Annotated in this window: 27 protein-coding genes and 2 pseudogenes; 15 read left to right on the forward strand and 14 right to left on the reverse strand. The window is 64.9% G+C overall.

From position 1 onward, the window contains the following. The 3 genes from A5636_RS12725 to A5636_RS12735 all read right to left on the reverse strand — a co-directional run. Positions 1–414: carbon-nitrogen hydrolase family protein (locus tag A5636_RS12725; RefSeq protein ID WP_172827228.1), on the reverse strand; the 414-nt coding region annotated here is incomplete at its 3' end. A gap of 23 nt (positions 415–437) precedes the next feature. After that, entirely contained in the window at positions 438–1,463 is a 1,026-nt protein-coding gene (locus A5636_RS12730; protein WP_065159003.1) for an alcohol dehydrogenase catalytic domain-containing protein, read from the reverse strand. 5 nt (positions 1,464–1,468) lie between these two features. Beyond that, positions 1,469–3,400, reverse strand: a complete 1,932-nt coding sequence (locus A5636_RS12735) for a flavin-containing monooxygenase (RefSeq protein WP_065159004.1) — start codon at positions 3,398–3,400, stop codon at positions 1,469–1,471. 184 nt (positions 3,401–3,584) lie between these two features. Between A5636_RS12735 and A5636_RS12740 the strand changes: the two genes are divergently transcribed. Together A5636_RS12740 and A5636_RS12745 are read left to right on the forward strand one after the other, a co-directional pair. Continuing rightward, complete coding sequence (locus A5636_RS12740) at positions 3,585–4,136, forward strand: hypothetical protein (RefSeq protein ID WP_065159005.1); 552 nt, start codon at positions 3,585–3,587, stop codon at positions 4,134–4,136. Positions 4,137–4,296: 160 nt separating this feature from the next. Next, complete coding sequence (locus A5636_RS12745; RefSeq protein ID WP_065159006.1) at positions 4,297–5,427, forward strand: nitronate monooxygenase; 1,131 nt, start codon at positions 4,297–4,299, stop codon at positions 5,425–5,427. 27 nt (positions 5,428–5,454) lie between these two features. Here A5636_RS12745 and A5636_RS12750 read toward each other — a convergent pair whose 3' ends face one another. The 3 genes from A5636_RS12750 to A5636_RS12760 all read right to left on the reverse strand — a co-directional run bounded on the left by A5636_RS12750 (position 5,455) and on the right by A5636_RS12760 (position 6,438). Continuing rightward, entirely contained in the window at positions 5,455–5,673 is a 219-nt protein-coding gene (locus A5636_RS12750; protein WP_065159007.1) for an Rv1893 family protein, read from the reverse strand. 85 nt (positions 5,674–5,758) lie between these two features. Next, on the reverse strand, positions 5,759–6,034 hold the full coding sequence (locus A5636_RS12755) for a hypothetical protein (protein WP_065159008.1): 276 nt from the start codon (positions 6,032–6,034) through the stop codon (positions 5,759–5,761). Continuing rightward, positions 6,031–6,438, reverse strand: a complete 408-nt coding sequence (locus A5636_RS12760; RefSeq protein ID WP_065159009.1) for a hypothetical protein — start codon at positions 6,436–6,438, stop codon at positions 6,031–6,033. The genes A5636_RS12755 and A5636_RS12760 overlap by 4 nt, the downstream gene beginning before the upstream one ends. Positions 6,439–6,626: 188 nt before the next feature. On the opposite strand from A5636_RS12760, the gene A5636_RS12765 reads away from it, so the two are divergent. The 3 genes from A5636_RS12765 to A5636_RS12775 are packed head-to-tail and all read left to right on the forward strand — an operon-like array spanning position 6,627 to position 9,514. Next, the gene (locus A5636_RS12765) at positions 6,627–7,913 is read left to right on the forward strand and encodes a cytochrome P450 (RefSeq protein WP_065159010.1); all 1,287 of its coding nucleotides are present in this window, start codon (positions 6,627–6,629) and stop codon (positions 7,911–7,913) included. Between the two features lie 25 nt (positions 7,914–7,938). Next, positions 7,939–8,952, forward strand: a complete 1,014-nt coding sequence (locus A5636_RS12770; RefSeq protein ID WP_065159011.1) for an alcohol dehydrogenase catalytic domain-containing protein — start codon at positions 7,939–7,941, stop codon at positions 8,950–8,952. 13 nt (positions 8,953–8,965) lie between these two features. Continuing rightward, entirely contained in the window at positions 8,966–9,514 is a 549-nt protein-coding gene (locus tag A5636_RS12775) for a YceI family protein (RefSeq protein ID WP_065159012.1), read from the forward strand. Positions 9,515–9,517: 3 nt separating this feature from the next. On the opposite strand, the gene A5636_RS12780 is transcribed toward A5636_RS12775, so the two are convergent. Next, complete coding sequence (locus tag A5636_RS12780; RefSeq protein WP_065159013.1) at positions 9,518–10,675, reverse strand: DUF7159 family protein; 1,158 nt, start codon at positions 10,673–10,675, stop codon at positions 9,518–9,520. A gap of 573 nt (positions 10,676–11,248) precedes the next feature. Between A5636_RS12780 and ag85B the strand changes: the two genes are divergently transcribed. Beyond that, the gene (ag85B, locus tag A5636_RS12785; RefSeq protein WP_065159015.1) at positions 11,249–12,226 is read left to right on the forward strand and encodes a diacylglycerol acyltransferase/mycolyltransferase Ag85B; all 978 of its coding nucleotides are present in this window, start codon (positions 11,249–11,251) and stop codon (positions 12,224–12,226) included. Positions 12,227–12,293: 67 nt separating this feature from the next. Here the strand turns inward: ag85B and A5636_RS12790 are convergent, their stop codons facing one another. After that, positions 12,294–12,899, reverse strand: a complete 606-nt coding sequence (locus A5636_RS12790; protein ID WP_155763788.1) for a hypothetical protein — start codon at positions 12,897–12,899, stop codon at positions 12,294–12,296. A 75-nt stretch (positions 12,900–12,974) separates the two neighbouring features. Here A5636_RS12790 and A5636_RS12795 point away from each other — a divergent pair, with 75 nt between their 5' ends. The 8 genes from A5636_RS12795 to A5636_RS12830 all read left to right on the forward strand — a co-directional run bounded on the left by A5636_RS12795 (position 12,975) and on the right by A5636_RS12830 (position 18,577). Further along, the gene (locus tag A5636_RS12795; RefSeq protein ID WP_065159016.1) at positions 12,975–13,820 is read left to right on the forward strand and encodes an alpha/beta fold hydrolase; all 846 of its coding nucleotides are present in this window, start codon (positions 12,975–12,977) and stop codon (positions 13,818–13,820) included. Further along, the gene (locus A5636_RS12800) at positions 13,798–14,367 is read left to right on the forward strand and encodes a chorismate mutase (RefSeq protein ID WP_081287761.1); all 570 of its coding nucleotides are present in this window, start codon (positions 13,798–13,800) and stop codon (positions 14,365–14,367) included. The genes A5636_RS12795 and A5636_RS12800 overlap by 23 nt, the downstream gene beginning before the upstream one ends. 119 nt (positions 14,368–14,486) lie before the next feature. Further along, positions 14,487–14,903: a transglycosylase family protein gene (locus tag A5636_RS12805; RefSeq protein WP_065159027.1), complete on the forward strand. Its 417-nt coding sequence runs from the start codon at positions 14,487–14,489 to the stop codon at positions 14,901–14,903. Between the two features lie 51 nt (positions 14,904–14,954). Then, complete coding sequence (locus tag A5636_RS12810) at positions 14,955–15,410, forward strand: SRPBCC family protein (RefSeq protein ID WP_065159017.1); 456 nt, start codon at positions 14,955–14,957, stop codon at positions 15,408–15,410. Positions 15,411–15,430: 20 nt separating this feature from the next. Further along, positions 15,431–16,273 (forward strand): SDR family oxidoreductase, encoded by an 843-nt coding sequence (locus tag A5636_RS12815; RefSeq protein WP_065159018.1) that lies wholly within the window; start codon positions 15,431–15,433, stop codon positions 16,271–16,273. A gap of 41 nt (positions 16,274–16,314) precedes the next feature. Continuing rightward, on the forward strand, positions 16,315–16,737 hold the full coding sequence (locus A5636_RS12820; protein ID WP_065159019.1) for a lipoprotein LpqH: 423 nt from the start codon (positions 16,315–16,317) through the stop codon (positions 16,735–16,737). A gap of 2 nt (positions 16,738–16,739) precedes the next feature. Then, on the forward strand, positions 16,740–18,104 hold the full coding sequence (locus A5636_RS12825) for a cytochrome P450 (protein ID WP_065159029.1): 1,365 nt from the start codon (positions 16,740–16,742) through the stop codon (positions 18,102–18,104). An 8-nt stretch (positions 18,105–18,112) separates the two neighbouring features. Further along, positions 18,113–18,577: a limonene-1,2-epoxide hydrolase family protein gene (locus A5636_RS12830; protein ID WP_065159020.1), complete on the forward strand. Its 465-nt coding sequence runs from the start codon at positions 18,113–18,115 to the stop codon at positions 18,575–18,577. 162 nt (positions 18,578–18,739) lie between these two features. On the opposite strand, the gene A5636_RS12835 is transcribed toward A5636_RS12830, so the two are convergent. Genes A5636_RS12835 through A5636_RS12855 form a run of 5 tightly spaced genes read right to left on the reverse strand, consistent with a single transcriptional unit; the run spans position 18,740 to position 23,001 of the window. After that, complete coding sequence (locus A5636_RS12835; RefSeq protein WP_065159021.1) at positions 18,740–19,174, reverse strand: SRPBCC family protein; 435 nt, start codon at positions 19,172–19,174, stop codon at positions 18,740–18,742. Further along, complete coding sequence (locus A5636_RS12840; protein ID WP_065159022.1) at positions 19,174–20,004, reverse strand: lysophospholipid acyltransferase family protein; 831 nt, start codon at positions 20,002–20,004, stop codon at positions 19,174–19,176. Before A5636_RS12840 ends, A5636_RS12835 begins: the two co-directional genes overlap by 1 nt. Positions 20,005–20,018: 14 nt before the next feature. Further along, positions 20,019–21,155, reverse strand: a complete 1,137-nt coding sequence (locus A5636_RS12845) for an amidohydrolase family protein (RefSeq protein ID WP_065159023.1) — start codon at positions 21,153–21,155, stop codon at positions 20,019–20,021. Beyond that, entirely contained in the window at positions 21,152–22,510 is a 1,359-nt protein-coding gene (locus A5636_RS12850) for a glutamine synthetase family protein (RefSeq protein WP_065159030.1), read from the reverse strand. The genes A5636_RS12845 and A5636_RS12850 overlap by 4 nt, the downstream gene beginning before the upstream one ends. Then, positions 22,507–23,001, reverse strand: a complete 495-nt coding sequence (locus tag A5636_RS12855; RefSeq protein ID WP_065159031.1) for a carboxymuconolactone decarboxylase family protein — start codon at positions 22,999–23,001, stop codon at positions 22,507–22,509. The genes A5636_RS12850 and A5636_RS12855 overlap by 4 nt, the downstream gene beginning before the upstream one ends. Positions 23,002–23,138: 137 nt before the next feature. Between A5636_RS12855 and A5636_RS27865 the strand changes: the two are divergent. Further along, positions 23,139–24,275: pseudogene (locus tag A5636_RS27865) on the forward strand (PPE family protein); the annotation flags it as partial. Here A5636_RS27865 and A5636_RS27265 read toward each other — a convergent pair. Next, positions 24,257–24,332: pseudogene (locus tag A5636_RS27265) on the reverse strand (hypothetical protein); the annotation flags it as partial. The pseudogenes A5636_RS27865 and A5636_RS27265 overlap by 19 nt on opposite strands.

The following is a 24,332-nucleotide window of genomic DNA, read 5'->3' on the forward strand; positions in this document are numbered from 1 at the left end:
GCCCACCGTCAGCTCACCCGTCTCGATGACACCGTCGTCGTGGCCGCCGACATAGAAGGCGTTCTCCCACATCGTCGGAAGGTCTTTGTCGTGACGGCCGGCCACCCCGTCCGGAGTGACCAGCAGGTACGCATTGCGGACATCTCCGTCGGTATCGCGGATCAGCAGGGAACCGCCGAGCATCACCCCGTGGCGCCGCGCGAGGCCGAGCAGCAGTTCGGTTGCCTTACCGTCCACCGGCAGCGCGGCGTCGGCTAGTTCGGGCCAGAAACCAATTCCGGTGGTGAAGAACTCCGGCAACGCGATCGTTTCCGCGCCCGCCGAAACCGCCTGCTCGACGAGACGTTCCGTGGTGGCCAGGTTGGCGTCGACGTCTGCCGGCACGGCCTCGAGTTGTAGTGCGGCACAGCGCATACGCCTATGCTGCCACAGCACGCCTATGGCGTCAGCAGAACCTTCACGTCGTCACCGGAGCGTGCCGCGGCGGTCGCATACGCCTTGGCCGCCTCGTCCAGGGGCAGCGTGGTGGTGAAGATGCCCTCGACGTCCAGTCGGCCCGACTGCAGCAGCGGGATCAGCTCCGGCCAGGTGCGCTGTACCGGCGCGGTGGTCATCCGCAAGGTGATGCTGCGGATCAGCGACATCAGGGCGGGAAACGGGAACGGCTGCAGGTCATGCACCCCGACCACGGATACGGTTCCCCCAGGTCGCACCGCTGACAGCGCGTCGGTCATCGAGGCGTCGGTGCCGACGGCGTCGATCACCGCATCCGCACCCCGTCCGCCCGTCGCGGCAAGCACCGCTTCGGTGGCCGGCGCCGTGATCGGTGTGCCGCCCCACTGCGCGGCGCGCTGCAAGCGGCCCTCGACGCGGTCGATGGCGAAAACCGTTGCGGCGCCCTGAACAAGTGCACTGCGTAATGCGCACAAGCCGACCGCACCCAGACCGATTACCGCAACCGTGCCGCCGTACGGGATATCGGCGCGCTGGGCCGCCGCCCACCCGGTAGCCAGATTGTCGGTGAGCAGCAACGCCTGTTCGGTGCTGATGCCCTCGGGGATCTTGCGGACCTGGAAGTCGGCGGCGTGCACTGCGAGCAGATCGCTTTGCGCGCCGGGCAGGACACCGCCGCCGAAGATGGTCAAACCGGAGTAGCACATCACCGGGTCGTTGGTGGCGCACCCGGGGCACGCGCCGCACCCGGCCACCGACGACACCAGCACCTCGTCGCCGACCTTCACGGTGCGCACCTCGGGCCCGGCTTCGACCACGGTGCCGACGGCTTCATGGCCGAGGGCCACCGGTTCGGCCATGGGATAGTCACCCTCGTAGAAGTGCAGATCGGAACCGCAGATGCCGGCGGCGCGCACCGCGACGATCACGCCGTCCGGACCGGTCAGGGCGGGATCGGGACGGGTATCCACCCGGATGCTGGCGGGCCCGTCGACGACTACCGTACGCATCGTGCTCAATTCCCCTGTCGCAGAATGAAATCGGACCAGTCGGGGGCGCGCACCGCCGCCCAGTACTCGTTGAGCCGCCATGGACTCACGGTGTGGATCTCGCCATCGGCGTTCTTGAAATAGGAGTGCTTGACCGCGGGGTGTGACCACACCATCTGCTTGATCTCGGCCTGCGTGCGCTGGTGCCACTGGGTGGTCGCTTCTGGCGTGGGCTCCAGCGCAACGATGTGCTCTTCGGCCATCCGCTGCAGGCACAGGTTGATATAACGCATCTGCAGCTCGGATTGGAAGATCAGGCTGCCACCGTGCGCCAGATGCGTGCCTGGACCGTAGATGAGGAACAGATTGGGGAACCCTGGAACGGTAATGCCCAGATGGGCATGCGGTCGGCTGCCCCACCGCTCATGCAGCTGAATCCCGTTGCGGCCGATGATCTTCAACGGCCACAGCACGTCGGTGTGCCGAAATCCGGTGGCGTACACGATGACGTCGACCTGGTGCGTCACACCGTCCTCGGTGACGATGCCGCGCGGGGTGATGCGCTGGATCGGGGTGCGGACCAGTTCGACGTTGTCGCGTTGCAGCGTCTGTAGCCAGCTGCCGTTGTCCTGCAATGTGCGCTTCCCGGTGGCCGGATAGTCGGGCATCACCTTGGTCAGCAACGCGTCGTCCTCGCCGCACTGACTGGTGATCCACTGGCTGAACATCATTCGGGCGGCGGCGTTGATGTCGCTGACCGCGTAGTCCTGGTCGGCGTAGTTCGGATCGGCTCGCGCGGCGTTGAGCCCCTTGTCGGCGCCGGGCCACAGCAAGAGGAAGCGATACCACCGCCCGTAGAACGGCAGGTGGCGCATCGCCCAGCGCACGCCCTCGCCGACCTGGTCGTGGTACATCGGGTTGGGAAACATCCACTGCGCGGTGCGTTGGAACACCGTCAAATGTTCGACGTCCGCGGCGATCGCGGGCGCGATCTGAAAGCCGCTGGCGCCGGCGCCGACCAGTGCCACGCGCTTGCCTGTCAGATCGACGGAATGATCCCAGGCCGCGGAGTGGAACGACGGCTCGGCAAAGGTGTCGGCGCCGACGAATTCGGGCAGGTACGGCCGGTTCAGCTGACCGACCGCGGTGATCACCGCGCGGGCTCGCACCGTGCTGGTGTGGCCGTCGGGCGCGCGCAGTTCGACTGCCCAGTTGCCATCGTGGTCCTGCCATTCCGCGGAGACCACCTCGGTGCTCCACCGAACATGCTCGGCCAGATCATGTTTGGCCATCACCTCGGTGAAGTACTGCTGTAGTTCGGGTTGCTCGGCGAAGAAGTGTGTCCAGTCGTTGTTCGGTTCGAAGCTATAGCAGTAGAAGTGGTTCGCGACGTCCACCCGAGCGCCGGGGTAACTGTTCTCCCACCATGTTCCGCCTGGCCCCGGATTCTTCTCGACGATGGTGAACGGAATGTTGGCCTGCCTCAGGCGGAGACCGGCCAAGATGCCGGACTCGCCGCAGCCGATGACCAGGACGGGAAATTCGGCCGTGTTCTCGGAGGGCAGCATCACCGGGCGGCGCGGATCGGCACCCTCGAGGTCCATCTCTTCCAGGGCCAACGGCACATAATCATCCGGAACATGCTCGCAGGCAGCCCAATCCAGCATCTCGCGGATCAGTTCGGCGCTCAGTTTTTCCGGTTCGGGGCAACCACGATCCCGGTACTCGGTGAGCACGCTGAGCGCCTCCGCCCGGGCCCGGGCCTTGTCCTCCTCGGACATGAAGCCCTGCACCTCGTTGAGGAAAACACCCATCTGCTTGTAGTCGCGGATGAATCGCGGGTCGCCGGTGATGTGCACCAGCGATAGCAACAACGTCGGGATGCTGACGTCTTCCAGTGCCGCGGCGATCTCCGACGTCGAGGTGGTGAAGGGTTGCCCGGCGTACCGGCTGCGCATCGAGTGCGATCCTTTCGGGTGGTGTGCAATTACGCTACGACAAGTTTCGTAATTGGCAGCCCTACGCTACCCGCGGGATCACACCCCGATCAAGACCGCACGGGCGCCGGGCGTAGGTTCCGCTTGACAGGGCAGGACTCAGGCTTGGTCGATGTGTCGGTCGATGTGTACGGAGAGCTAACCAATGGGTCTATTCGGGCAGAAGACGGCCGCCCCGCGCCGTGCCGGCAACGCAGTGGTGAAGCAACCGTCGAGCGTGTCGATGCAAGATCGCGCCATTGAAGCGTTCGGCCGCGGCGACGAGTTCTTCCAGATTCAGCTTGCGCACGCCGCAACTACCGGTGCGACGCTGGGTCGAATCGAGGACGCGGGATGGCGACTGGAGCACGCCGGCTGGGTCGCCGACGGCGAGCAGGTGGCCGGCATCTATTTGTTCCGGCGCGACGCCACCCGGATGGACGGGGCGCCCGAACCGTCGGCGCAGCCCAGCGCAGTGGTACGGGAGGCAGAGGACACCCCCCTGCCCGAGGAGAAGCACGTGCCCGAGGAGAAGCACGTGCCCGAGGAGAAGCACGTGCCCGAGGGGCAGCACGTGCCCGAGGAGCAGCACGTGCCCGAGGAGAAGAAGACGAAAGTCAGGTGTCACGCCTGCCGGCACGTGCACAGCGTCTCAGTGCGCGAGACATCCTTCGTCTGTCCCAACTGCCAGGCCAAGTTGAAGCGCAAAAGCACCTGAGGGGTGCCGGCTGCCGTTGGCTCCCCGGCCAGTTCGCGGCCGGTTCTCTGACAGGTATTAGTCGCGACTCACGGGACCTCACTGGCCGCACAGCCGGCGCTCGTACTAAACTAGAACACGTTGCAGTTTTTCCGCTCGGTCAAGCTTCCTAGGAGCAGGCATGCACACCGCCCTATGTGACGAACTCGGTATCGAGTTTCCGATCTTTGCTTTCACCCACTGCCGCGACGTCGTAGTTGCCGTCAGCAAAGCCGGTGGTTTCGGCGTGCTGGGTGCCGTCGGCTTCACCCCGGAGCAGCTCGAGATCGAGTTGAAGTGGATCGACGAGAACATCGGCGACCACCCCTACGGCGTCGACATCGTCATCCCGAACAAGTACGAGGGCATGGATTCGCACCTGTCCGCCGCAGAACTGACCAACACGCTGCGGTCGATGGTCCCGCAGGAGCATCTGGACTTCGGCAAGAAGATCCTGGCCGATCACGGTGTCCCGGTCGACGAGAGCGACGGGGACAGCCTGCAGTTGCTGGGCTGGACCGAAGCGACCGCCACCCCCCAGGTGGAAGTGGCGCTGCAGCACCCGAAGGTGACGATGATCGCCAACGCGCTGGGCACGCCCCCGGCCGAGATGATCAAGCACATCCACGACGCAGGTCGCAAGGTGGCAGCGTTGTGCGGATCGCCGTCGCAGGCGCGCAAGCACGCCGACGCCGGCGTCGACATCATCATCGCGCAGGGCGGCGAGGCCGGTGGCCACTGCGGCGAGGTGGGCTCGATCGTGCTGTGGCCGCAAGTTGTGCGGGAGGTGGCGCCGATCCCCGTCCTCGGGGCAGGCGGTATCGGCAGCGGTCAGCAAATCGCCGCCGCGCTGGCACTGGGCTGCCAGGGTGCGTGGACCGGCTCGCAGTGGCTGATGGTCGAGGAGTCCTCCAACACCCCGGTGCAACAAGCCGCCTACATCAAAGCCGGCAGCCGTGACACGGTCCGCAGCCGGTCGTTCACCGGCAAGCCGGCCCGGATGCTGCGCAACGACTGGACCGAGGCGTGGGAGCAGCCGGACAACCCGAAGCCGCTCGGCATGCCGTTGCAGTACATGGTGTCCGGCATGGCGGTTCGAGCCACGAACAGGTACCCCAACGAGTCCGTCGACGTGGCGTTCAACCCGGTCGGACAGGTGGTCGGTCAGTTCCAGAAAGTGGAGAAGACTTCGACCGTGATCGAGCGCTGGGTGCAGGAGTACCTGGAGGCAACGAACAGGCTCGACGAACTCAACGCCGCCGCCGCGGTCTGACGGCGGCGGGCGTTGGCCCGTCGGTGTCTAGTCGAGTTCGTCGTCCCTGCCGGTGAACACTTCCTTCACCCGGTCCACCGCGTGCGTACCGATTTCGATGGAGTTCTGCACGATGCCGCTGGCGCCGCCGGCGATGTCACCACGGATGATGTCGCTTGCGTGCTCGACGATGTCGGAAGCCTTCTCCACGGCGTTGGTAGCGATGTCGCGGACGGCGTCCACGGCATCTTTGGGATCGAAGCCCATTAGGGTGTCTCCTGTTCGTTGACGGACGGTCGCTATGACTTTAATCGCGGCTGACGCGTCCCACCGTCCCCGCTCGGCGCGGTGCTCAGTAGTCGACCAGGGTGCGCCAGTATTCCTCGGGAATTTCCTTGCCGGACAACAGAACCCGAGCCAGTTCCACCGCCATTGCGATACCCAGTAGGCCCAGCCAGAGGCCGGCCAGCCCGATCACCCACCACAGCGCGGTCGTCACCGTCGGCCATGGCGAGACAACGGCCAGGACCGGCGCGAAGAAGAACCCGGCGCCGATGTACCACGCGGACCCCGCCCGGTCGGACGCAAGGACAAACCGTAACCAGCGCGGAATCGGAGACTCGATCACGGCTCGGGCGGAAAGAACCCGGCTCCGGTGAACCAACCTTCTTGCCACCCCTGCGCACCCAGGCACAGCATCGGCAACCCGGCCGGAGACTGCGCGGCAACTCTGGGGCCGGGACACGGCGCGCCGATCTGCTGGACGCCACGCAACGGGTAGGAGATCACCCAGTATCCGGTCTCGGCCGCCGGGAACTGGTTCGGTGGCGGGAAGTGGCACGCCTCTGCCTGGCCGCTGGGACCGCGCCCGAAGATGAAGCGCTCGTAGTTGTCGCACGGCGCACCCAGCGAAGCGTCGTAGTTCATGCCCGGCACGTCGCCTTCCCAGCGACCGTTGTCCGCACTCGCTACCGGCGCCAGACCGATACCCGCGCCCGCGATCGCGGAGGCGGTGAGCAATTCGCGAATCATGGGGACTCCTTCATGGCGCCGATGGTGATAAGAGCATAACGATTGCTACTGGTGTCACAAGGGCAGATCCGCCGCGCAGTCGCAGCTTGGCCCTCTTTTCGGTCAGAGCTTCCCAACGGTGATGTTGCAATGGATCATTGGCACGAGACAACAAGTCCACGGTGTATGAGGAGTAGGCCTTGTCAACGATGCCAGCCGAACCGCAAGCCAAGCCGAATCTGCCGCCAGGGTTCGATTTCACCGACCCCGACATCCATGCCGAGCGGCTGCCCGTCGAAGAGCTGGCCGAACTCCGGCGGACGGCGCCGATCTGGTGGAACGAGCAGCCCGTCGGGGCGGGCGGTTTCGACGACGGCGGCTTCTGGGTGGTGACCAAACACAAGGACGTCAAAGAGATCTCCCGGCGCAGTGACGTGTTCTCCAGCTTGGCGAAGACGGCTCTGCCGCGTTACAAGGACGGCACTGTCGGTGAGCAGATCGAGCGCGGCAAGTTCGTCCTGCTCAATCAGGACGCCCCGCACCACACCCGGCTGCGCAAGATCATCTCCCGCGGCTTCACACCCCGCGCCGTAGAGCGACTGCGCGAGGACCTCAGCCAGCGCGCCAAACGGATTGTCGAAAACGCCGCCGCACAGGGTTCCGGTGACTTCGTCGAACAGGTCTCCTGCGAGCTGCCGTTGCAGGCGATCGCCGGCCTGCTGGGTGTGCCGCAGGAAGACCGGATGAAGCTGTTCCACTGGTCCAATCAGATGGTCGGTGACCAGGACCCCGAATTCGCCTCCAATGACGCCATTGCCGCCTCGGTCGAGTTGATCATGTATGCCATGCAGATGGCGGCCGACCGGGCCCAGAACCCCGGCGACGACATCGTCACCAAGCTGATCGAAGCCGACGTCGACGGACACAAGTTGTCCGACGACGAATTCGGGTTCTTCGTCATCCTGCTTGCAGTCGCCGGTAACGAGACGACCCGCAATTCGATCACCCAGGGCATGATGGCCTTCACTGATTTCCCGGACCAGTGGGAGCTGTACAAGCGCGAGCGTCCCGTCACCACCGCTGACGAAATCGTCCGGTGGGCTACCCCGGTCACGTCGTTCCAGCGCACCGCGCTGGAGGATTACGAGTTGTCCGGCGTACAGATCAAGCAGGGCCAGCGGGTGGTAATGGTCTACCGCTCAGCCAATTTCGACGAGGACGTGTTCGACGACCCGTTCACCTTCAACATCAAGCGCGATCCCAATCCGCACGTCGGATTCGGCGGGACCGGAGCGCACTACTGCATCGGAGCGAACCTGGCCCGGATGACGATCGATCTGATGTTCAATGCGATCGCCGACGCAATGCCCGATCTGGAATCCGTCGGCAAGCCCGAGCGGCTGCGATCTGGGTGGCTCAACGGGATCAAGCACTGGCAGGTCGACTATCACACCAACGGGACCGCGCCGGGCGAACAATGCCCGGTATCCCACTGACATTCACAACTGAAGAGGCAAACACATGGCTACCCATAGAGCTGTGCAGGTTGCGTCTGCCGGCGCAGCCCTGGAACTCACCGATGTCGACACCGTTGCACCCGGACGCGGTGAGGTCTGTATCAAGGTCAGCGCTTGTGGCATCTGCGGCACCGACGCGCATTTCGTCCACGGCGGGTTCCCGGATATGACTTGGCCGCTTACCCCTGGGCACGAAATAGCCGGTACCATAGCCGAACTCGGCGAAGGCGTCGAGGAATTCGCTGTCGGGGACCGTGTCGCCGTGGGATGGTTCGGCGGCAACTGCAACCATTGCGACCCGTGCCGTAAAGGCATTTTCATTCACTGCGCCAATGCAAAGGTGCCCGGCTGGCAGTATCCCGGCGGCTACGCGGAGTCGGTGCGGGTGCCTGAGACCGCACTGGCGCGGATTCCAGCGGGACTTTCAGACGCCGAAGCCGCGCCGATGGGGTGTGCCGGGGTCACCACCTACAACGCGCTGCGGCACACCCGGGCACGCGCCGGTGACCGGGTGGCGATCCTCGGTGTCGGCGGTCTGGGCCACCTCGGGGTGCAGTGGTCCCGGGCAATGGGTTTCGAAACCATCGCGATCGCGCGCGGCACCGAAAAGGCCGGTGACGCCAAGAAACTGGGCGCTCATCACTACATCGATTCCACCAGCGTCAATGTCTCCGAAGCGCTGCGCACCTTGGGCGGAGTGGCGGTTGTGCTTGCCACCGCCGGGAACTCGCAGGCCATGGCCGACACGGTAGGCGGGCTGCTCCCCCAGGGCGAACTGGTCACCATCGGGGTCACGCCCGAGCCACTGCCGATCAGCCCGGTCCAGCTGATAACCCCGGGGCTCAGCATCATCGGCCATCCCTCCGGGACTGCGAAAGATGTCGAGGAGACAATGCATTTCGCGCTGTTGTCAGGTGTGCGGGCGTGGATCGACGAGTTACCGCTGGAGCAGGCCGCCGAGGGTTACGCAGCGTTGGAAGAGGGGCGCGCGCACTACCGCACTGTCTTGACGGCGTGACTTCGGTCGGCCGATGACCGACTTGTGGAACCTGAATGCCGACGACGGCGAGTTGATCCTGCGCACCGGGGTCGCGGGTCGCGCGGCACGGATGGGCCATCGGCTCACTCTCACGATGTCGCGATGGCAAGCCAGCGTCAATTGGTCTGACGGCCAACCCGAGTGGGCAGAGCTGACGGTCGCGGTGGACTCGCTGGAGGTGCTGCGTGGCGAAGGCGGCGTCAAGGGTCTGTCCGGTCCGGAACAGGCGCTGGTGCGTTCGAACGCGCTGAAGTCGCTGTCGGCCAAGCGATTTCCCGAAGTCCGGTTCACTGCCGACGTCATCGAAAAAACTGTCGACGGCTACCGACTGGACGGCACGCTGAACGTCCGAGGCAAGACACGTGCACACGCAGTCGACCTCCGCCTCGACGATTGCGGCGATCATTGGGCGCTCGCCGCCGAATCAGTGGTTCGTCAGACGGATTTCGGCGTCAAACCCTATTCAATGCTGGTCGGGGCGTTGCGCGTCGCTGACGATGTAACTGTGGTGTTCTCGGCGCGCCGAAGCAAAAACGACTGACGACTATTCCGGTGGGCGCCCCGGTTCGGCGTAACTGCCGGGAATGTGTTCGAGCACCCGACTCAAGCGGAGCGGGCCGTTGCCGGGCGCGGGTTCGGGCGTGGCTTCGTCATCAGGTTGTCCGGCCGGCGCGGGTTCCTCGACCTGCTCGCCGGCGGTCAACCGCACGGGTTCCTGCTGCGGCGGCAGGGGCGGCGTGGCCGCGGGGACGGCCGCCGGTGGAACGGGCCGGGGTGTCTGCGCTTCCGCGACCGGCGGCGTCGACGTGTGCACGACAGGGCGAGCGGCGTGGGCGAAGTTCTTGCCGGGCGCCAGTTGCATTCCCACCGCCAGCGAGACGGACGCGACAAAGGTGACCGCGGCGGCGGCCAGTGTGGTCGCTGCGCCGGCATACTGCCGTGAACGCGTGGGCGTGGTCGCAGCCGGGGCAACGGAATCGGCCACCAATGCGGCATCGGTGAACTCGGTGCTCTGAGCCGCCGCCAGCGCCGCGCCTCGTGCCACGGTCACCTGTGCCATGGTCTGGGCGAACACCGGAACCGGCAACACTTTCTCCAGCTGCCAGGAGAACTCGTTGACATCTCCTTCGGATCCGACGACAACCACCCCGCCCGGTCGCCAGGAACTCCGGTCGAACATCCCGGTCAACCAGGACGTCAGGCCGTCCAACCCGCCGCGAACGTGCTTGACCGCCGTCTGCGTGTGCCCATCATGCGTGTCGACCATGACCACGGTCGCCCATTCCTGCTCGAGGATGCACACGGCTGTCTGCTCGTAGCCGATCACCGGGGCGATGGCCTGCGCCAGCGTCTCAACGGCGTCGAGCAACCGCACGGGTACCACGTTGTCGAAGCCGGCGTCGGTCAGTGCCTCCAGCAGCAGTGCGGCCTGAGCCGAGGCCTCGTCACTCCACGTCACGCCGACCACACGCAGCCGGTGGTCGTCGGCGACCGCTACGTCCCGGGCTCGCAACACTTCGGCCGCCACCTGCTCCGCGGTGTGCGTGACCCGCACACCCTGACCGAAATGACGACCGCTCTCACCGCTTGCCTGCAGGTGCAGTTCGTGGTGATCCAAAATTGCGCCCTCGGCGCTGTGTCCTTCGGCGAGGATCCAACCGACCGCGGTCGGTGTCACCGACAGCCCAAGTACCGTTTCCAATCTCGCACCTCAATCGTCTCCCGAGCCCGCCACACTCTCAGCGATGCCAGTCGCACCAAGGGGCAGGTGCGGGACGCGTGGGTGCCGGAACGGCTCGGGGATGGCGTGTCTCCGTCGGCTTGCTTCGAGCGAGCCTACGCGGTCGGTGCAAGTTCGGCTGCGCCGGTCCGGAAACCGTCAGGCCGGGCTTGAGGCGCCCCAGGATCTTGCCAAACGTGAATTTACGCCGACGGCAATTCTGGGGTTGGTTGCTCGTCGCGCCGCCCGCAAGTGGAGTATCGCCGGTCAAATTGGCTAGCGGAACGGAATAGGGTTTTGCTCCCGGCACTGACTCTGCCCGGTCCCAAGTGCATAACGCGTGCATAACGCCGCGGCGTGTGTCGCGTTTGTGCGGGTGAACGCCGAGCTATAACGGATGCGGTCAACCCGCGGGGACGCAGTAACACAGTTGCTGGGCCCGCGAAGGCGACCGATATTGAACTGAAATGTGTTTGCGTCCGAATCGACATTTGGCCTATTCACACGGTAAGTTCTGGCCGGAGCAAGAGATATAAGGAAAAAGGGGCACAGGTTATGACAGAGGTGAGCGGGAAGATACGGGCCTGGGGTCGTCGACTCCTGGTCGGTGCAGCTGCGGCTGCGACCCTGCCGGGCCTGATCGGACTCGCCGGTGGCGCGCCGACCGCGGGAGCATTCTCCCGACCGGGCCTGCCAGTTGAGTACCTACAAGTGCCGTCGGCGGCGATGGGGCGCAGCATCAAGGTGCAGTTCCAGAGCGGCGGTGACAACTCTCCTGCCGTTTACCTGCTCGACGGCCTGCGTGCCCAGGACGACTACAACGGCTGGGACATCAACACTCCCGCCTTCGAGTGGTACTACCAGTCGGGCCTGTCGGTTGTCATGCCGGTGGGTGGCCAGTCCAGTTTCTACAGCGACTGGTACAACCCCGCCTGTGGCAAGGCCGGTTGCACCACCTACAAGTGGGAGACCTTCCTGACCAGCGAGCTGCCGTCCTACCTCCAAGCCAACAAGAGCGTCAAGCCCACCGGTAGCGCCGCGGTCGGCATTTCCATGGCCGGTTCCTCGGCCATGATCCTGGCGGCTTACCACCCCGCCCAGTTCATCTACGCCGGCTCGTTGTCGGCGCTGCTGGACCCGTCCCAGGGCATGGGCCCGTCCTTGATCGGCCTGGCCATGGGCGACGCGGGGGGTTACAAGGCTTCCGACATGTGGGGCCCCTCGAGCGACCCCGCGTGGCAGCGCAACGACCCGACAGTTCAGGTCGGGACGCTGGTCGCCAACAACACGCGCTTGTGGGTCTACTGCGGTAACGGCAAGCCCACCGAACTCGGTGGCGCCAACATGCCGGCCGAGTTCCTGGAGAACTTCGTCCGCAGCAGCAACATCAAGTTCCAGGACGCCTACAACGGGGCCGGTGGCCACAACGCGGTGTTCAACTTCCAGAATGACGGCACGCACAGCTGGGAGTACTGGGGCGCGCAGCTGGTTGCCATGAAGGGCGACCTGCAGGGCGCACTGGGCGCTCGCTGAGACCGACCCGCACTAGCACTGCAACTACTGCGCTTGACGGCAACCGCCGTCAAGCGCAGTAGTGCATTCAAGGGGCTGAGCCGACCTGACCGGTGACATCGACCCACCCCGTGGTGTCGTTTCGGTGATCGTTCATGTTCCGGCACTCTCCGTAAATGCGCAGTACGCCCATGGCCGGGTTCGTGTCATGTCGATAGACGATCGCGGTGACCGCGTGCTTTGACAGTGTGCTGCCGAACGCGTGGCCGCCCGGCGGCGAACCCTCGGTCCATCCGTCGGAGACCAGTGTGTCGACAACGGCTGGCAAGTAGGTGTGGGCGCTCGTGCCGGCGGGCAGTGCGAAAGTCAGATGAATCGCGCCCTGGTAAGGCGGATCGTCGCGTCCCGCGCATGACATCAATAGATAGCCGGCTGTCGTGGGATGTAGTCGTGCGACGCTGACAAGTCGCTGGGCCGCGCCGAGGGCCTGCGCCTGGCTTTGTTCGTCGGTGGCCGTGTCCGGGCGGCTGAGGGCGTCAGCCGGTGTGGAATGGAGCCGGTCCACCGATACGAAGATCCCACCGAATGTCAACGAGATCGCGAGCGCACCGGCGATCAAGGCCCGGGCCGGCTTCGAACGCAGCCAATCCGGGTCCCGCAGGGCGAATCGGTGCCTTGCCGTCTTCTCCGACATCGTTGACTTTCATACAACCTGCACGTAACTTACGTACTGGGGGTTCGTAAGTTCATTTTCCGAAGGATAACCGGGATGCCTCAGGCCACACTCACGCATGCAACCGTTTCCTATCGAGTCGTGGGCCCGGCGGATTCGCCGCACCCCCCAGTGCTATTCGTGCACGGCATTCTGGTCGACGAACGGCTTTGGGATCGCGTCGCCGACGGTCTGGCCGGCATGGGATATCGGTGCTATCTGCCCACTTGGCCGCTGGGCGCGCACACCATTCCAGCGGCCGAGGGCGCCGATCTTTCGCCGGCCGGGATCGCCGCGATGATCAACGAATTCATGGTCGCCCTCGACCTTTCCGAAGTAACCCTGGTGGGCAATGACACCGGCGGAGCATTGTGTCAGTTCGTCATAGACGCACATCCCGGCCGGATCGGCCGCCTGGTGCTCACCAACTGCGATGCGTTCGACAAGTTTCCGCCATTCCCGTTCTGGCTTGTTTTTGCGTTACTACGCGGCCCGAAATCGATAAAGACGCTATTCGCGATGATGAACGTGGCGGCACTACGCCACTCCCCTCTCGGTTTCGGTCTGTTATTGAGCGATCGTGACCCCGAACTGACCGAGTCGTGGCTCGCGCCCTGCCGCGACGATCCGCGCATCTGCCGCGACCTCGCGGGGTTGCTGCGCAAGGTCGCGGCCACGGATCTGACTGATGTCGCGACCCGGTTCTCGCGCTTCACCCAACCGGTCACCCTGGTGTGGGGCATGCGGGACCGATGCTTCACCCCAGAGTTGGGCAGGCGACTGGCTGCGCTGTTCCCGAATTCGACGATGATCGAAGTCCCCGGGGCAAGGACATTCGTGTCCTTGGACAACCCGGCCGCCGTGATCGAGGCGATCGTGACTGTCGACGCGCACAGTGGCTAAGGCCCGCTTCGTAGCAATACTGGTGACCGCGCTGGCCACCGCGCCGCTGGCGAGCGCCGACGATTCCGGTCCGTTGACCGTCTTGATAGACGCGGCCGCCGAGCGACTACAGGTTGCCGAACCGGTCGCCGCATATAAATGGGGTACACATACCGCCATCGAGGATTCCGCCCGGGTTGACCAGGAGTTGGCAACGTTGCGAGCGGACGCCACCGCACTGGACATCGACCCGGACTACGTCGCCAGGATCTTCAGCGATCAGGTCAGAGCCACCGAAGCCGTCGAGTACAGCAGATTCGCGCAGTGGAAGCTCGATGGTGCCGCCGTGCCCCCGTCCCCTCCGGATCTTTCGGCGTCCCGGGCGCTGATCGATGCCTTGAACACTAAGATTTTATCTCAGGTATCGCTTAATTGGAGTTTGCTGCATTCCCCGTCGTGCCAGTACAGGGTCGAGGAGGCACGGGAAGCGGTCCGTCGTGTCCGCGGGTTCGACGACCTCTATCAACGAGCCCTCGACGCCGCCACGCGGTCGTACTGCCAGGGGTAATCGCCGGCCTGAATTGCCGGGCTGAACAGGGTTTGCGCCAATCTCGAAGCGGTAGACGGTCAATCTCATAATTTCTTCTAGTCGGTAACGCTTTGACTACAGCCGGCGAAATGCCGGACATGACGCACACCGCCAAGCCCTTCATCAAGTCGGTTATGACCGCCGGTTTCGTAGCAGTGGGTATGTCGTTCTCGACGGGCGTCGCCGAGGCGGACTCCATGAACTGGGAAGCCGTTGCACAGTGTGAGTCCGGCGGCAACTGGGCCGCGAACACCGGTAACGGCGCCTACGGCGGGCTCCAATTCAAGCAGGCCACGTGGGAGGAATACGGCGGCACCGGAAACCCGGCAAAAGCCTCCAAGCAGCAACAAATCGCCGTAGCCAACCGGGTCCTGGCCGGCCAGGGGCCAGGGGCCTGGCCGAAGTGCTCCAAGGCCGCCGGTGCCACTCCCGGTACTGCGCAACTGCCTCAACCCGGTCAGCAGTTCCAGCAGACCCTCACCCAGATCATCGGAATCTTCATGCCCAAACAGTGAATATCGGGAGCCGGGGTGGTTTCGTTACAGTCGGCGTGTTTGGATTCTTCTATGGAGGGTTCAGCGACGGTCCATATGGCGGCGCCAGCGGACAAAATCTGGGAATTGATTGCTGATATTCGAAATACCGGGCGGTTCTCGCCGGAAACATTTGAGGCCGAGTGGCTGGACGGCGCAACCGGCCCCGAACTCGGCGCCCGCTTCCGCGGGCACGTCCGCCGCAACGAGATCGGCCCGGTGTACTGGACCACCTGCGAAGTGACGGCCTGCGAGCCCGGGCGTGAATTCGGGTTTGCTGTACTGCTCGGCGACCGGGTGGTGAACAACTGGCACTATCGGTTGGCCCCAGCGGGGGACGGGACGGACGTGACCGAGTCTTTCCGACTCGCTCCGTCACCGTTGAATAAGGTCTACCTGGTGTTCGGTGGCTTCCTCCGCCGACGGCGCAACATCCGGGACATGACCAAGACGCTGACCCGGATCAAAGACCTGGTCGAAGCAGGCTGAGGGGCGGCTGAACTCCACCGATGAAGACAATTTTCATCACCGGCGCCGGCAGCGGGATAGGCCGCGAGGGTGTAAAGCTGTTCCACGCCAAGGGCTGGCGAGTCGGCGCAGTGGACCGCAACGACGAAGGCCTGGCCCCCCTCACCGTGGAGTTGGGTGTCCGGCTGTGGACGCGAGCCGTCGACGTGACCGACAAAGCCGCACTTGATGCGGCGTTGGCGGACTTCTGTGCCGGCAACGCCGGCGGCGGACTCGACATGATGTGGAACAACGCCGGCATCGGCGAGGGCGGCTGGTTCGAGGACGTGCCGTACGAGGACGCCATGCGCGTCGTCGACGTGAACTTCAAAGCGGTCCTGGCCGGCGCCTACGGCTCGCTCCCCTACCTGAAGCAATCCCCGGGCAGCCTGATGTTCTCCACATCGTCGTCTGCCGGCACCTACGGGATGCCCCGCATCGCCGTCTATTCGGCGACCAAACATGCGGTCAAAGGGCTGACGGAAGCGCTGAGCGTGGAATGGCAGCGGCACGGAGTGCGGGTAGCCGACGTGCTGCCCGGACTGATCGACACCCCCATCCTCACCTCGACCCCTCAACACTCCGGACAGCGTTCACCGGAGGACACCGGGCACATGTCCCCGGAGGAGTTGCGGGCTGCAGCACCCAAACGGGGCATGTTCCGGCTGATGCCGGCCTCCAGCGTCGCCGAGGCGGCGTTTCGCGCCTATCACCACCCGACCCGCTTGCACTGGTATGTGCCCAACAGCATCCGCTGGCTCGACCGGCTTAAGGGCGTGAGCCCCGAGTTCGTCCGAAAAGGCATCCACAAAGCTCTGCCCAGGATGAACCCGCAACAGACATAATGTCTTCTGCGCACATACGGGGCCCGATACGGAGGTGGCTGGTGCAGAACCGATTGGTCGCAGTGGCGGCAATGGCAGTGGCCGTCGCCGGCGCCGTCTCCGGATGCGGCGACACCCAGACCGTGCCCCGCAAAGCCGCGCGGGTGACCATCGACGGCAACGCACTCACCACGCGTCCGCCGTCGTGCAGCCAGATCGAGTCGTACCGAACCATCGACATCCGTGACCGGGACGGCCAGTTGCAGGCGGTGGTGCTGATGAGCGGGGACCGCGTACTGCCGCAATTCGTCAAAATTCGCAACATCGGCGGATTCACCGGAAGCTACTACCGGGGCGGGGTCGGCGACGCGCGCGTCGACGTGTCGAAGAACGCCTACACCATCACTGGCAGCGCCTCCGGCATCGCCACCGACAACCCCAACAAGGTCGTGACGACAGACTTCAAGATCAGCGCCGAGTGCTGACGGTGAAGGACCGACTGCACTGGTTCGCCATGCATGGGGTGATCCGCGGGATCGCCACTGTCGGAATCCGGCGAGGCGACCTGCAAGCCCGGTTGATTGCGGACCCGACGCTGGGCGACAACCCGGTGCCCTTCTACGACGAGGTACAGCGGCACGGTCCGCTGGTCCGTAACCGCGCGAACTACATGGCCGTCGACCAGCGTCTCGCCCATGATCTGTTGCGCTCGGACGACTTTCACGTCATCGCCTTCGGAGACAACCTGCCCGCGCCGCTGCGTTGGCTAGAGCGACGCACCCGCGATAATCGCCTGCACCCGATGCGCCCGCCGTCGCTGCTGGCGGTGGAACCGCCCGACCACACCCGCTACCGCAAAACGGTCTCCGCAGTGTTCACCTCGCGAGCCGTCAATGCCCTGCGCGACAGAGTCGAGCACACGGCGGCGGGGCTGCTGGATCAACTCGCCGATCGGTCCGGCACCGTCGACATCGTCGGACGCTACTGTGCCCAGCTTCCGATCACCGTGATCAGCGAGATCCTCGGGGTCCCGGAATACGACCGCCGGCGCGTCTTGGAATTCGGGGAACTGGCCGCGCCCAGCCTGGACGTCGGACTCCCCTGGCGCCAGTACCAGCGAGTGCAACGGGGTGTGGCCGGCTTCAACACTTGGCTCGTCGAACATCTGGGGCAGTTGCGGCGTGCGCCGGGTGACGACCTGATGAGTCAGTTGATTCAGACGGCTGAAAGTGGTGACGCCGAAAGCTATCTCGACGAGACCGAATTGCAGGCGGTCGCCGGGTTGGTGCTTGTCGCCGGCTTCGAGACGACAGTCAACCTGTTGGGCAACGGGATTCGGCTACTGCTGGACCACCCCGAACAGCTCGAGAAGCTGCGGGCTCGCCCGGAGTTGTGGCCAAACGCGGTTGAGGAGATTCTGCGGTTCGACTCGCCGGTGCAGCTCACCGCTCGAGTGGCCGGCAACGATGTCGAAGTAGCCGGCGTGCCGATCAGGAAGGGCGAGATGGTGGTGATCTACTTGGCCGCGGCCAACCGGGATCCGTCTGTGTTCGCCGAACCGCATCGCTTCGACATCGAACGCCCCAATGCCGGCAAGCATCTTTCGTTTTCGACGGGCCGCCACTTTTGCCTGGGCGCCGCGTTGGCCCGCGCCGAGGGCGAGGTTGGATTGCGCACGTTCTTCGACCATTTCCCCGAGGTGCAGGCGGCGGGTGCCGGGCGCCGGCGCAGTACCCGTGTGCTGCGTGGCTGGTCGACGCTGCCGGTGACGCTGGGACCGGCGCGCTCGGGGGCGTACGAGCGGGTTTGCGCCGCGCCGTCACGGTTGACACCCGAGCGGCGGCAAGGTTAATTGACCGCATGACAGAGGTTTCTGCGGCTGCGCCTGCGCCGGAAGAGGTGGTAGTCGGGATGTGGCAGGCGCTGTCGCAGCGGGACTGGGATGCGGTCAAGTCGTTCCTGTCGGGCGACTGTCTGTACGTCGACATGCCGATGCCGGCTCTGGCTGCGCGTGGTCCCGACGACATCGTGACACGCTTGAAGATCGGACTCGAGCAACTCGCTTCTTACGAGAATCACGACGGTGTGCTGGCCTCGAACGGCGCCGACGTCATCTACGAGCATTCGGAGACCTGGACGTTCCAAACCGGCGAGACAGGCGTGCTCAAGTTCGTCACGGTGCACAAAGTCCTGGACGGCAAAATCTCTGTGTGGAAAGACTATTGGGACTTCAACAGTCTGGTGGCCTTCGCGCCGCCCAATCATTTCGAGAACCTCGCCGGCGCGGACCAGAGCTGGATTTTCGACGCTACCGCTTTGGTGTGAGGACTTGACGGGATCGCTTTGAGGCGATCCGCCGCGCTCATGGCGAGCGCGACGGCTGCACGGCGCAGATCACGTTGATTCGCCGCCTGTTGACCTTAAAGTCGACCTCGGCGGAGTAGAGGCTTCCAACGCGGCCGGTTGGGTCTGACCGTTAGCCGTCAGCTAGTCCTCGGCGAGTGCCTTCAGGCGTTTCAGCGTGCCCGACAGCGTGCGCCCCACTTGGCGTACCGCGATTCGATCCGCGATGTAGCCAAGTATCCCGCCCGGTGCCTGGTAGGACAGCCGAAACGTCACCTTCGTCTCGCCGTCGTTGCCGTCCCGTAGCCGGATCCGGCCGCGCAGCGTCACTCCGGTGATGCCGACGAACGCCACATCGCGGTTGTCGTCGAATTCCACCACCTCGATCAGGCCGCCGATCGGTACCGAGCCGATCTTCCAGTGCACGATGTAGCGGGCGCCGACGCCGGGCGGCTGGTCGTTGGCCGCCTCCCACCGCTCCAGGTTGCTCATGAAGGACGGGTAGGTGTCCGGGTCGCTGACGATCTTCCACACCGCGTCGCGGTCGGTCTTGATCACGCACCGGCGTTCGACGCGCATCAGCCCAGCACCGGAAATCGACGTTGCGCGGCCAACCGATCCACGCCGCCCTGCAGACTCTCCATCACCTTGTCATGCACCGCCTGGTCATCCCCGTCGACCTCAATTGGATCCTGCACCTCGATGACGATCTTGGTGGGTAGTGGAATATGGCCCGCCAGATCACTGATGTTCAGACCCCACGGGAAAGCCAGCGATATCGGAATGCTCTTGAGTCGCAACAACTTGTCGGCCATCAGGAGTTTAGCTAGCCACTGCCCGCGGTTGAGGAATAAAGCGCTCTCCTGACCCCCTACGCTGGCCACCGGGACGATGGGCACGCCCGCTTCGCGGGCCAGCCGCACGTAGCCCATCCGCCCGCCGAAGTCGACCTTGTGCCGTTCCCACGAGGGCCGGAACACTTCATAGTCCCCGCCGGGATAGACCAGCAGCGCGGCCCCGGATTCCAGTGCCAAACGAGCATTTTCGTGATTCGCGGCGACGGTCCCGAACTTTCGCAGCCAGCCCAGGGGCGGCGCGGATACGACGAGGTTGTGGGCCAGTTGGTAGAAGGGCCGCTCCACGCCGAAGTACGAGCAGAACGCGAGGGTGAACACGAAGGTGTCGGGCGGAACGTTGCCGCCGCTGTGATTGCCGACCAGCAGCACCGGTCCCTCGGCGGGAATGCGGTCCAATCCGCGCACGTCGGCCCTGAAGTAGAGCGACGCAAGCAGCCAGGTGCCGGGCAATTGGTCGCGAATATAATCCGGATCGCGTTGATCGAGATCAGCTTTGGGAACCCGGGAGGTCACCTGCTTACGGGCCCACTCCATGGCTTCGCCAACGCCCATTTCTGGATCCTGTCCTAGCGTCGGCCCACGTCCAGGTGGTAGACGCGGGCGGAGTTTCGGTATGCAATGAGGTCGACTACCCGGATTGCGTCGCTTTCACACCAGTCTCCGCTGTCGACGAAGTCCTGCAGAACGCGTTGCATGGCTCTGCGCCACAAGGCAGCGCCGAGGAAGTGCATTTCGGCCGGCCCGTAGCCGTCGGACGAGTACAGGATCTTGCGGAACGGCGCGAGTTCGAGCAACCGCGCGACGAACGCGGGCGCTCGGGCCCCCAGGAAGTTCACAGTCAGCCCGCCGTCGAGGTATACATTGTTGAACGCCTGCGCCAAATACCCGGCCTCGCGCTCGTAGGGATAGCAGTGCAGCAAGACGATCGGGGTGTTTCCGGTTTGGCGCAGAAAGCCAAGCAGCAGAAGCGGATTGGCTTTATTCAGATCGCAATCGCGGTCTCCCAGGCCGACATGCAACTGCAGCGGCTTGCCCAGCCGCAAACCCTGATGCAACCCGAAACGCAGCAGCACCCGATCGGTGCACCGGACACCGCCGTTGTCGCGCCATCGGGCGGCGGCCCTCCTAACTTCTGCGGGTGAAGGTTCGGTCAGATCACCGTCGAACCCGCCGCGGTAGGCGAGGATGGATTTGACGCCCACGGCCGAGGCGGCACGCCGCTGCAGAATGTCTTCGAAGGCCGCGGCGTAATCACCGGGGGTCTCGGCGGCCTGCTCAGCGACCTGTTCGAGCCGAACAATCTCATGCACGCGGGCACCGGACAGCTCGGTCAACTCCCCGACACTCGTCACGTCGGCGTCCAGGCCGGTATCCACCAGCCAGCGAGTCACCCCGGCGGCAGGCAGGAACAGGCGGGCCAGTTCGGATTCGCTCAGTCGGTGGCGGGCGTCCCAATACGCCTCGGGGTCAACGTGTCTGGGCAATCCGAGCACCTCAGCGCAATGGTTGCGGACCGCGAAACCCAGTTGGCTGTCGAAACCCGAGTCGAAGTCTGCGAGGGGTTCGATGTTGCCTTCATTGAGGGCGTTCTCGAAGCGACGTCGGTCCCCCGCCGTCAACCAGCAGCCATGCGCGTGCTGATCGATCAGCGACACGTGCCGGATGTGGTGCGCAAGTCCCGTGTCGCCATGCGGTGTCGTCATAGGCTCCAGGCCATTCGGAACTTGCCGGCCAGCGCTTCGGGGTCCAGTTCGCCGTACCGGTCGTGCTCCATGCGGCGCACCGCGACCACCATGTCGATCACCGAATCACCGAGTAGCTTCCGCAGCAGTGACGAATGATTCAATGCCGCAATAATATCCGGCTGACTGTCAGGCAGCAGCGCAATGCCGGCGTCGCAGCGCTGCGCTTCAGACAGTTGGGCCGGGTCCTTCTTCACCTTGGGGGGCAGCGTCGCTTCGTTGGTGATTCCCTCGAGCGCGAGCCCGAGAATGGCCGCTGTCGCGTAGTACGGGTTGGCCGACGGGTCCACGATTTTCACCTCGACGTTTCCACCTTGGGGGTTGGCGGGACCGGCTTCGATGAATCGAACTGCGGCTTCACGGTTCTGGATACCCCAGCAGGCATACGCCCCGGCCCAGTTGCCTGGCCGCATTCGCAGCCCAGACACGATCGAACCGCACAGCAGGCCCTGCGCGTCGGCGAGGCGACACAACACCCCGGCCACCGCGGACTGCCCCGCCGTCGTCATGCCCCCGGGTCCGCTGCCCCCGGAAAACAACGGTTGCTGTTGTCGGTAGAGCGAGAAATGTTGGTGGGCACCGGATCCGACGCCATCGGCGAACGGCGCCGGTGACAGGCTGACGCGCAATCCGTGTTGCCGGGCGGCGCGCGCGACGATGATCCGCAGCAGGACCAGCTGGTCCCCAGCGGTCACCGGTGACTGCGGTGCCAAGGAGATTTCGAACTGATTGGCCCCGTACTCGGGATGGAACTGCTCGATCGCCAGGCCGGCCGACGCGGCGGCGACGGTTACGGCGTGGACGAATGCCTCATGCTCGAGAATGCCGGCCAGACCGTACTGAGCCCACGACGTCGAGGGCAGTCGACGCCCCTCTGGATCGACCAGCACGAACTCGAGTTCGTGGCCGACGGCGGCGGTGATGCCGGCCTGCGCCAACGCGTTCTCGACTCGGCGGAGAGTTCCTCGACTGCACAGCGCAACCGGCGAACCGTTCAGCTCAAAGAATCCGGCGGGCGCCCAGGCCAGACCGTTACCGAGGACACATAACGCCGACACGTCGATGCGCAGGCGTTGATCGCCGACCACGCCGACGTCGTCGGTGAACGCGATGCCGGTTTGGTCGATGGCGAACGCATGCCACGAGGGACTGGCCCCCAGGCCGGGATCGGCGAAAGTATCGGCCTGGCGGACCGGCACCGCTTTGGCGAGCGTGAGCCCCGCGGGGTTCACGACGGTGCCGATAACGGTGTCGACGCCCTGGGCCTCGAGCCTTTCGCTCACACCGGCCGGCGTGAGGGGGCTCGTCGTCCTCAGGCCCGGCTGGGCAGGGTCAGCCTGCACGCTTGGCCGATGTCCAGGGTCCGCAGCACCCGGCCCATGCCCACCCATAGCGCACACGAGATGGCCAGGTCGGCCAACAGTTCCTCGGAGAAGTGTGCGTTGGCGCGCTCCCAGAAGTCTTCGTCGTCGCGCAGCGCGGTGTGATCGGTGGAGAATCGGTGCGCGAATTCGGCCGCCAATCGCTCCTGCTCGCTGTAGCCAGGCCAGCTACGCCACTCAGTGGCGTGTTCGTACAGGTCTTCGTCGACACCGGCCGCCGGCCCGTCGGCGTCGCGGGTATTGGCGCAGACCACGCACTCGTTGTTGTTGGCGATCACGGCGCGCGCGATCTCCCGGGTGCGCAGCGGCAACCGGTTGCTGGTGTAGACCGCTCGGCTGAAATTGGCCATGGCGCCGCCGAGTTCAGGGGATTTGAGGATCCAGCCGGCGACGTCGTCATCTGCAAAGGTTCCGATTCGGCTCATGGCGAGATGGTACGCCCGCACGCTCGCCGGGCGGCATCGGTTGCGCTCGCCCACTTGCTGCAAATGAAAATCATGTTCATTATATAGGGGACTCAAATAATCGGCTGAGATGGGGTGAGGCCGTGAATCCGGTGTGGATGGCGTTGCCGCCGGAGGTGCACTCAGGGCTGCTTAGCAGCGGGCCGGGGCCCGGCGCGCTGTTGTCGTCGGCGGGGGCTTGGGCAGCCTTGAGCACTGAATACGAAACTGCGGCAGACGATCTCGTGACGGTGTTGAGCGGGGTTCAGGGCGAGGCCTGGCAAGGTTCCAGCGCCGAGGCGTACGTCACCGCTCACCTTCCGTACCTGTCGTGGCTGCGGCAAGCCGGCGAGGCGAGTTCGGAGAACGCTGCCCGGCAGGATGTGGTGGCCAGTGCCTATGCGGCGGCGTTGGCGGCCATGCCGACGCTGGCCGAGTTGGCTGCCAACCACGCCACCCACGGCGCACTGCAGGCGACGAACTTCTTCGGCATCAACACCATTCCGATCGCGGTGAACGAGGCGGACTACGCCCGCATGTGGGTTCAAGCCGCCACCGCAATGAGTGGCTACCAGGCCGTGTCCGACGCCACGCTGATCGCCGCGCCGGGCAACCCGCCCGCACCGGACATCGTGAAATCGGACTTAAACTCCAACCCGCTCACGCAGTTCGAGAACCTCATCAACAACCCACAGCTGGACGCGATACTGAAACAGTTCGGTATCGGGAACGACGTCATCGCGCACGACCCCTTGGTGGACAACCCGTTCGACGACTTCGTCGCAAACATCCTGCGAAACTTCGGCTATAACTGGAATCCCTTGGCGGGCACCCTCAATGGCCTGGAATACGACGACTACACGGATCCGACCATCGCGGCGTTCTGGGTGGCGCGAACCCTGGAGCTCAGCGAGGATTTCCAGCAATTCTTCGTCTACCTGCAAACCAACCCGGTGCTGGCCGTCCAGTACCTGGTGAGCCTCGAGTTGTTCGACTGGCCGACGCATCTGGCTGAGGTCTTCACCTTGACGAGTCAGCCCGCCGCGCTGGCGGCGGCGCTTCCGGTAGCCGCCGCCCCGTTGGCCTCCGTGGGCGGTCTCACCGGTCTGGCTGGCTTAGCCGCCCTACCGCAGCCAATTCCGGCCCCAGCCCCCGCCGCCGTGCCGCCCGCCGTACCGACTCTCGTACCGGCCACAGGACCGGCGTCGGTTCCCGCGCCCACCGCGGCGTCCGTCACGGCGCCCTCGAATAAACCTTCGTCGTCGCACAGTTTCGCCAGCACCAGCACGGCACCCAGGAAGCCGACCACCCGT

The organism is Mycobacterium asiaticum (genome assembly GCF_001673315.1).
GTDB lineage: Bacteria > Actinomycetota > Actinomycetes > Mycobacteriales > Mycobacteriaceae > Mycobacterium > Mycobacterium asiaticum_B.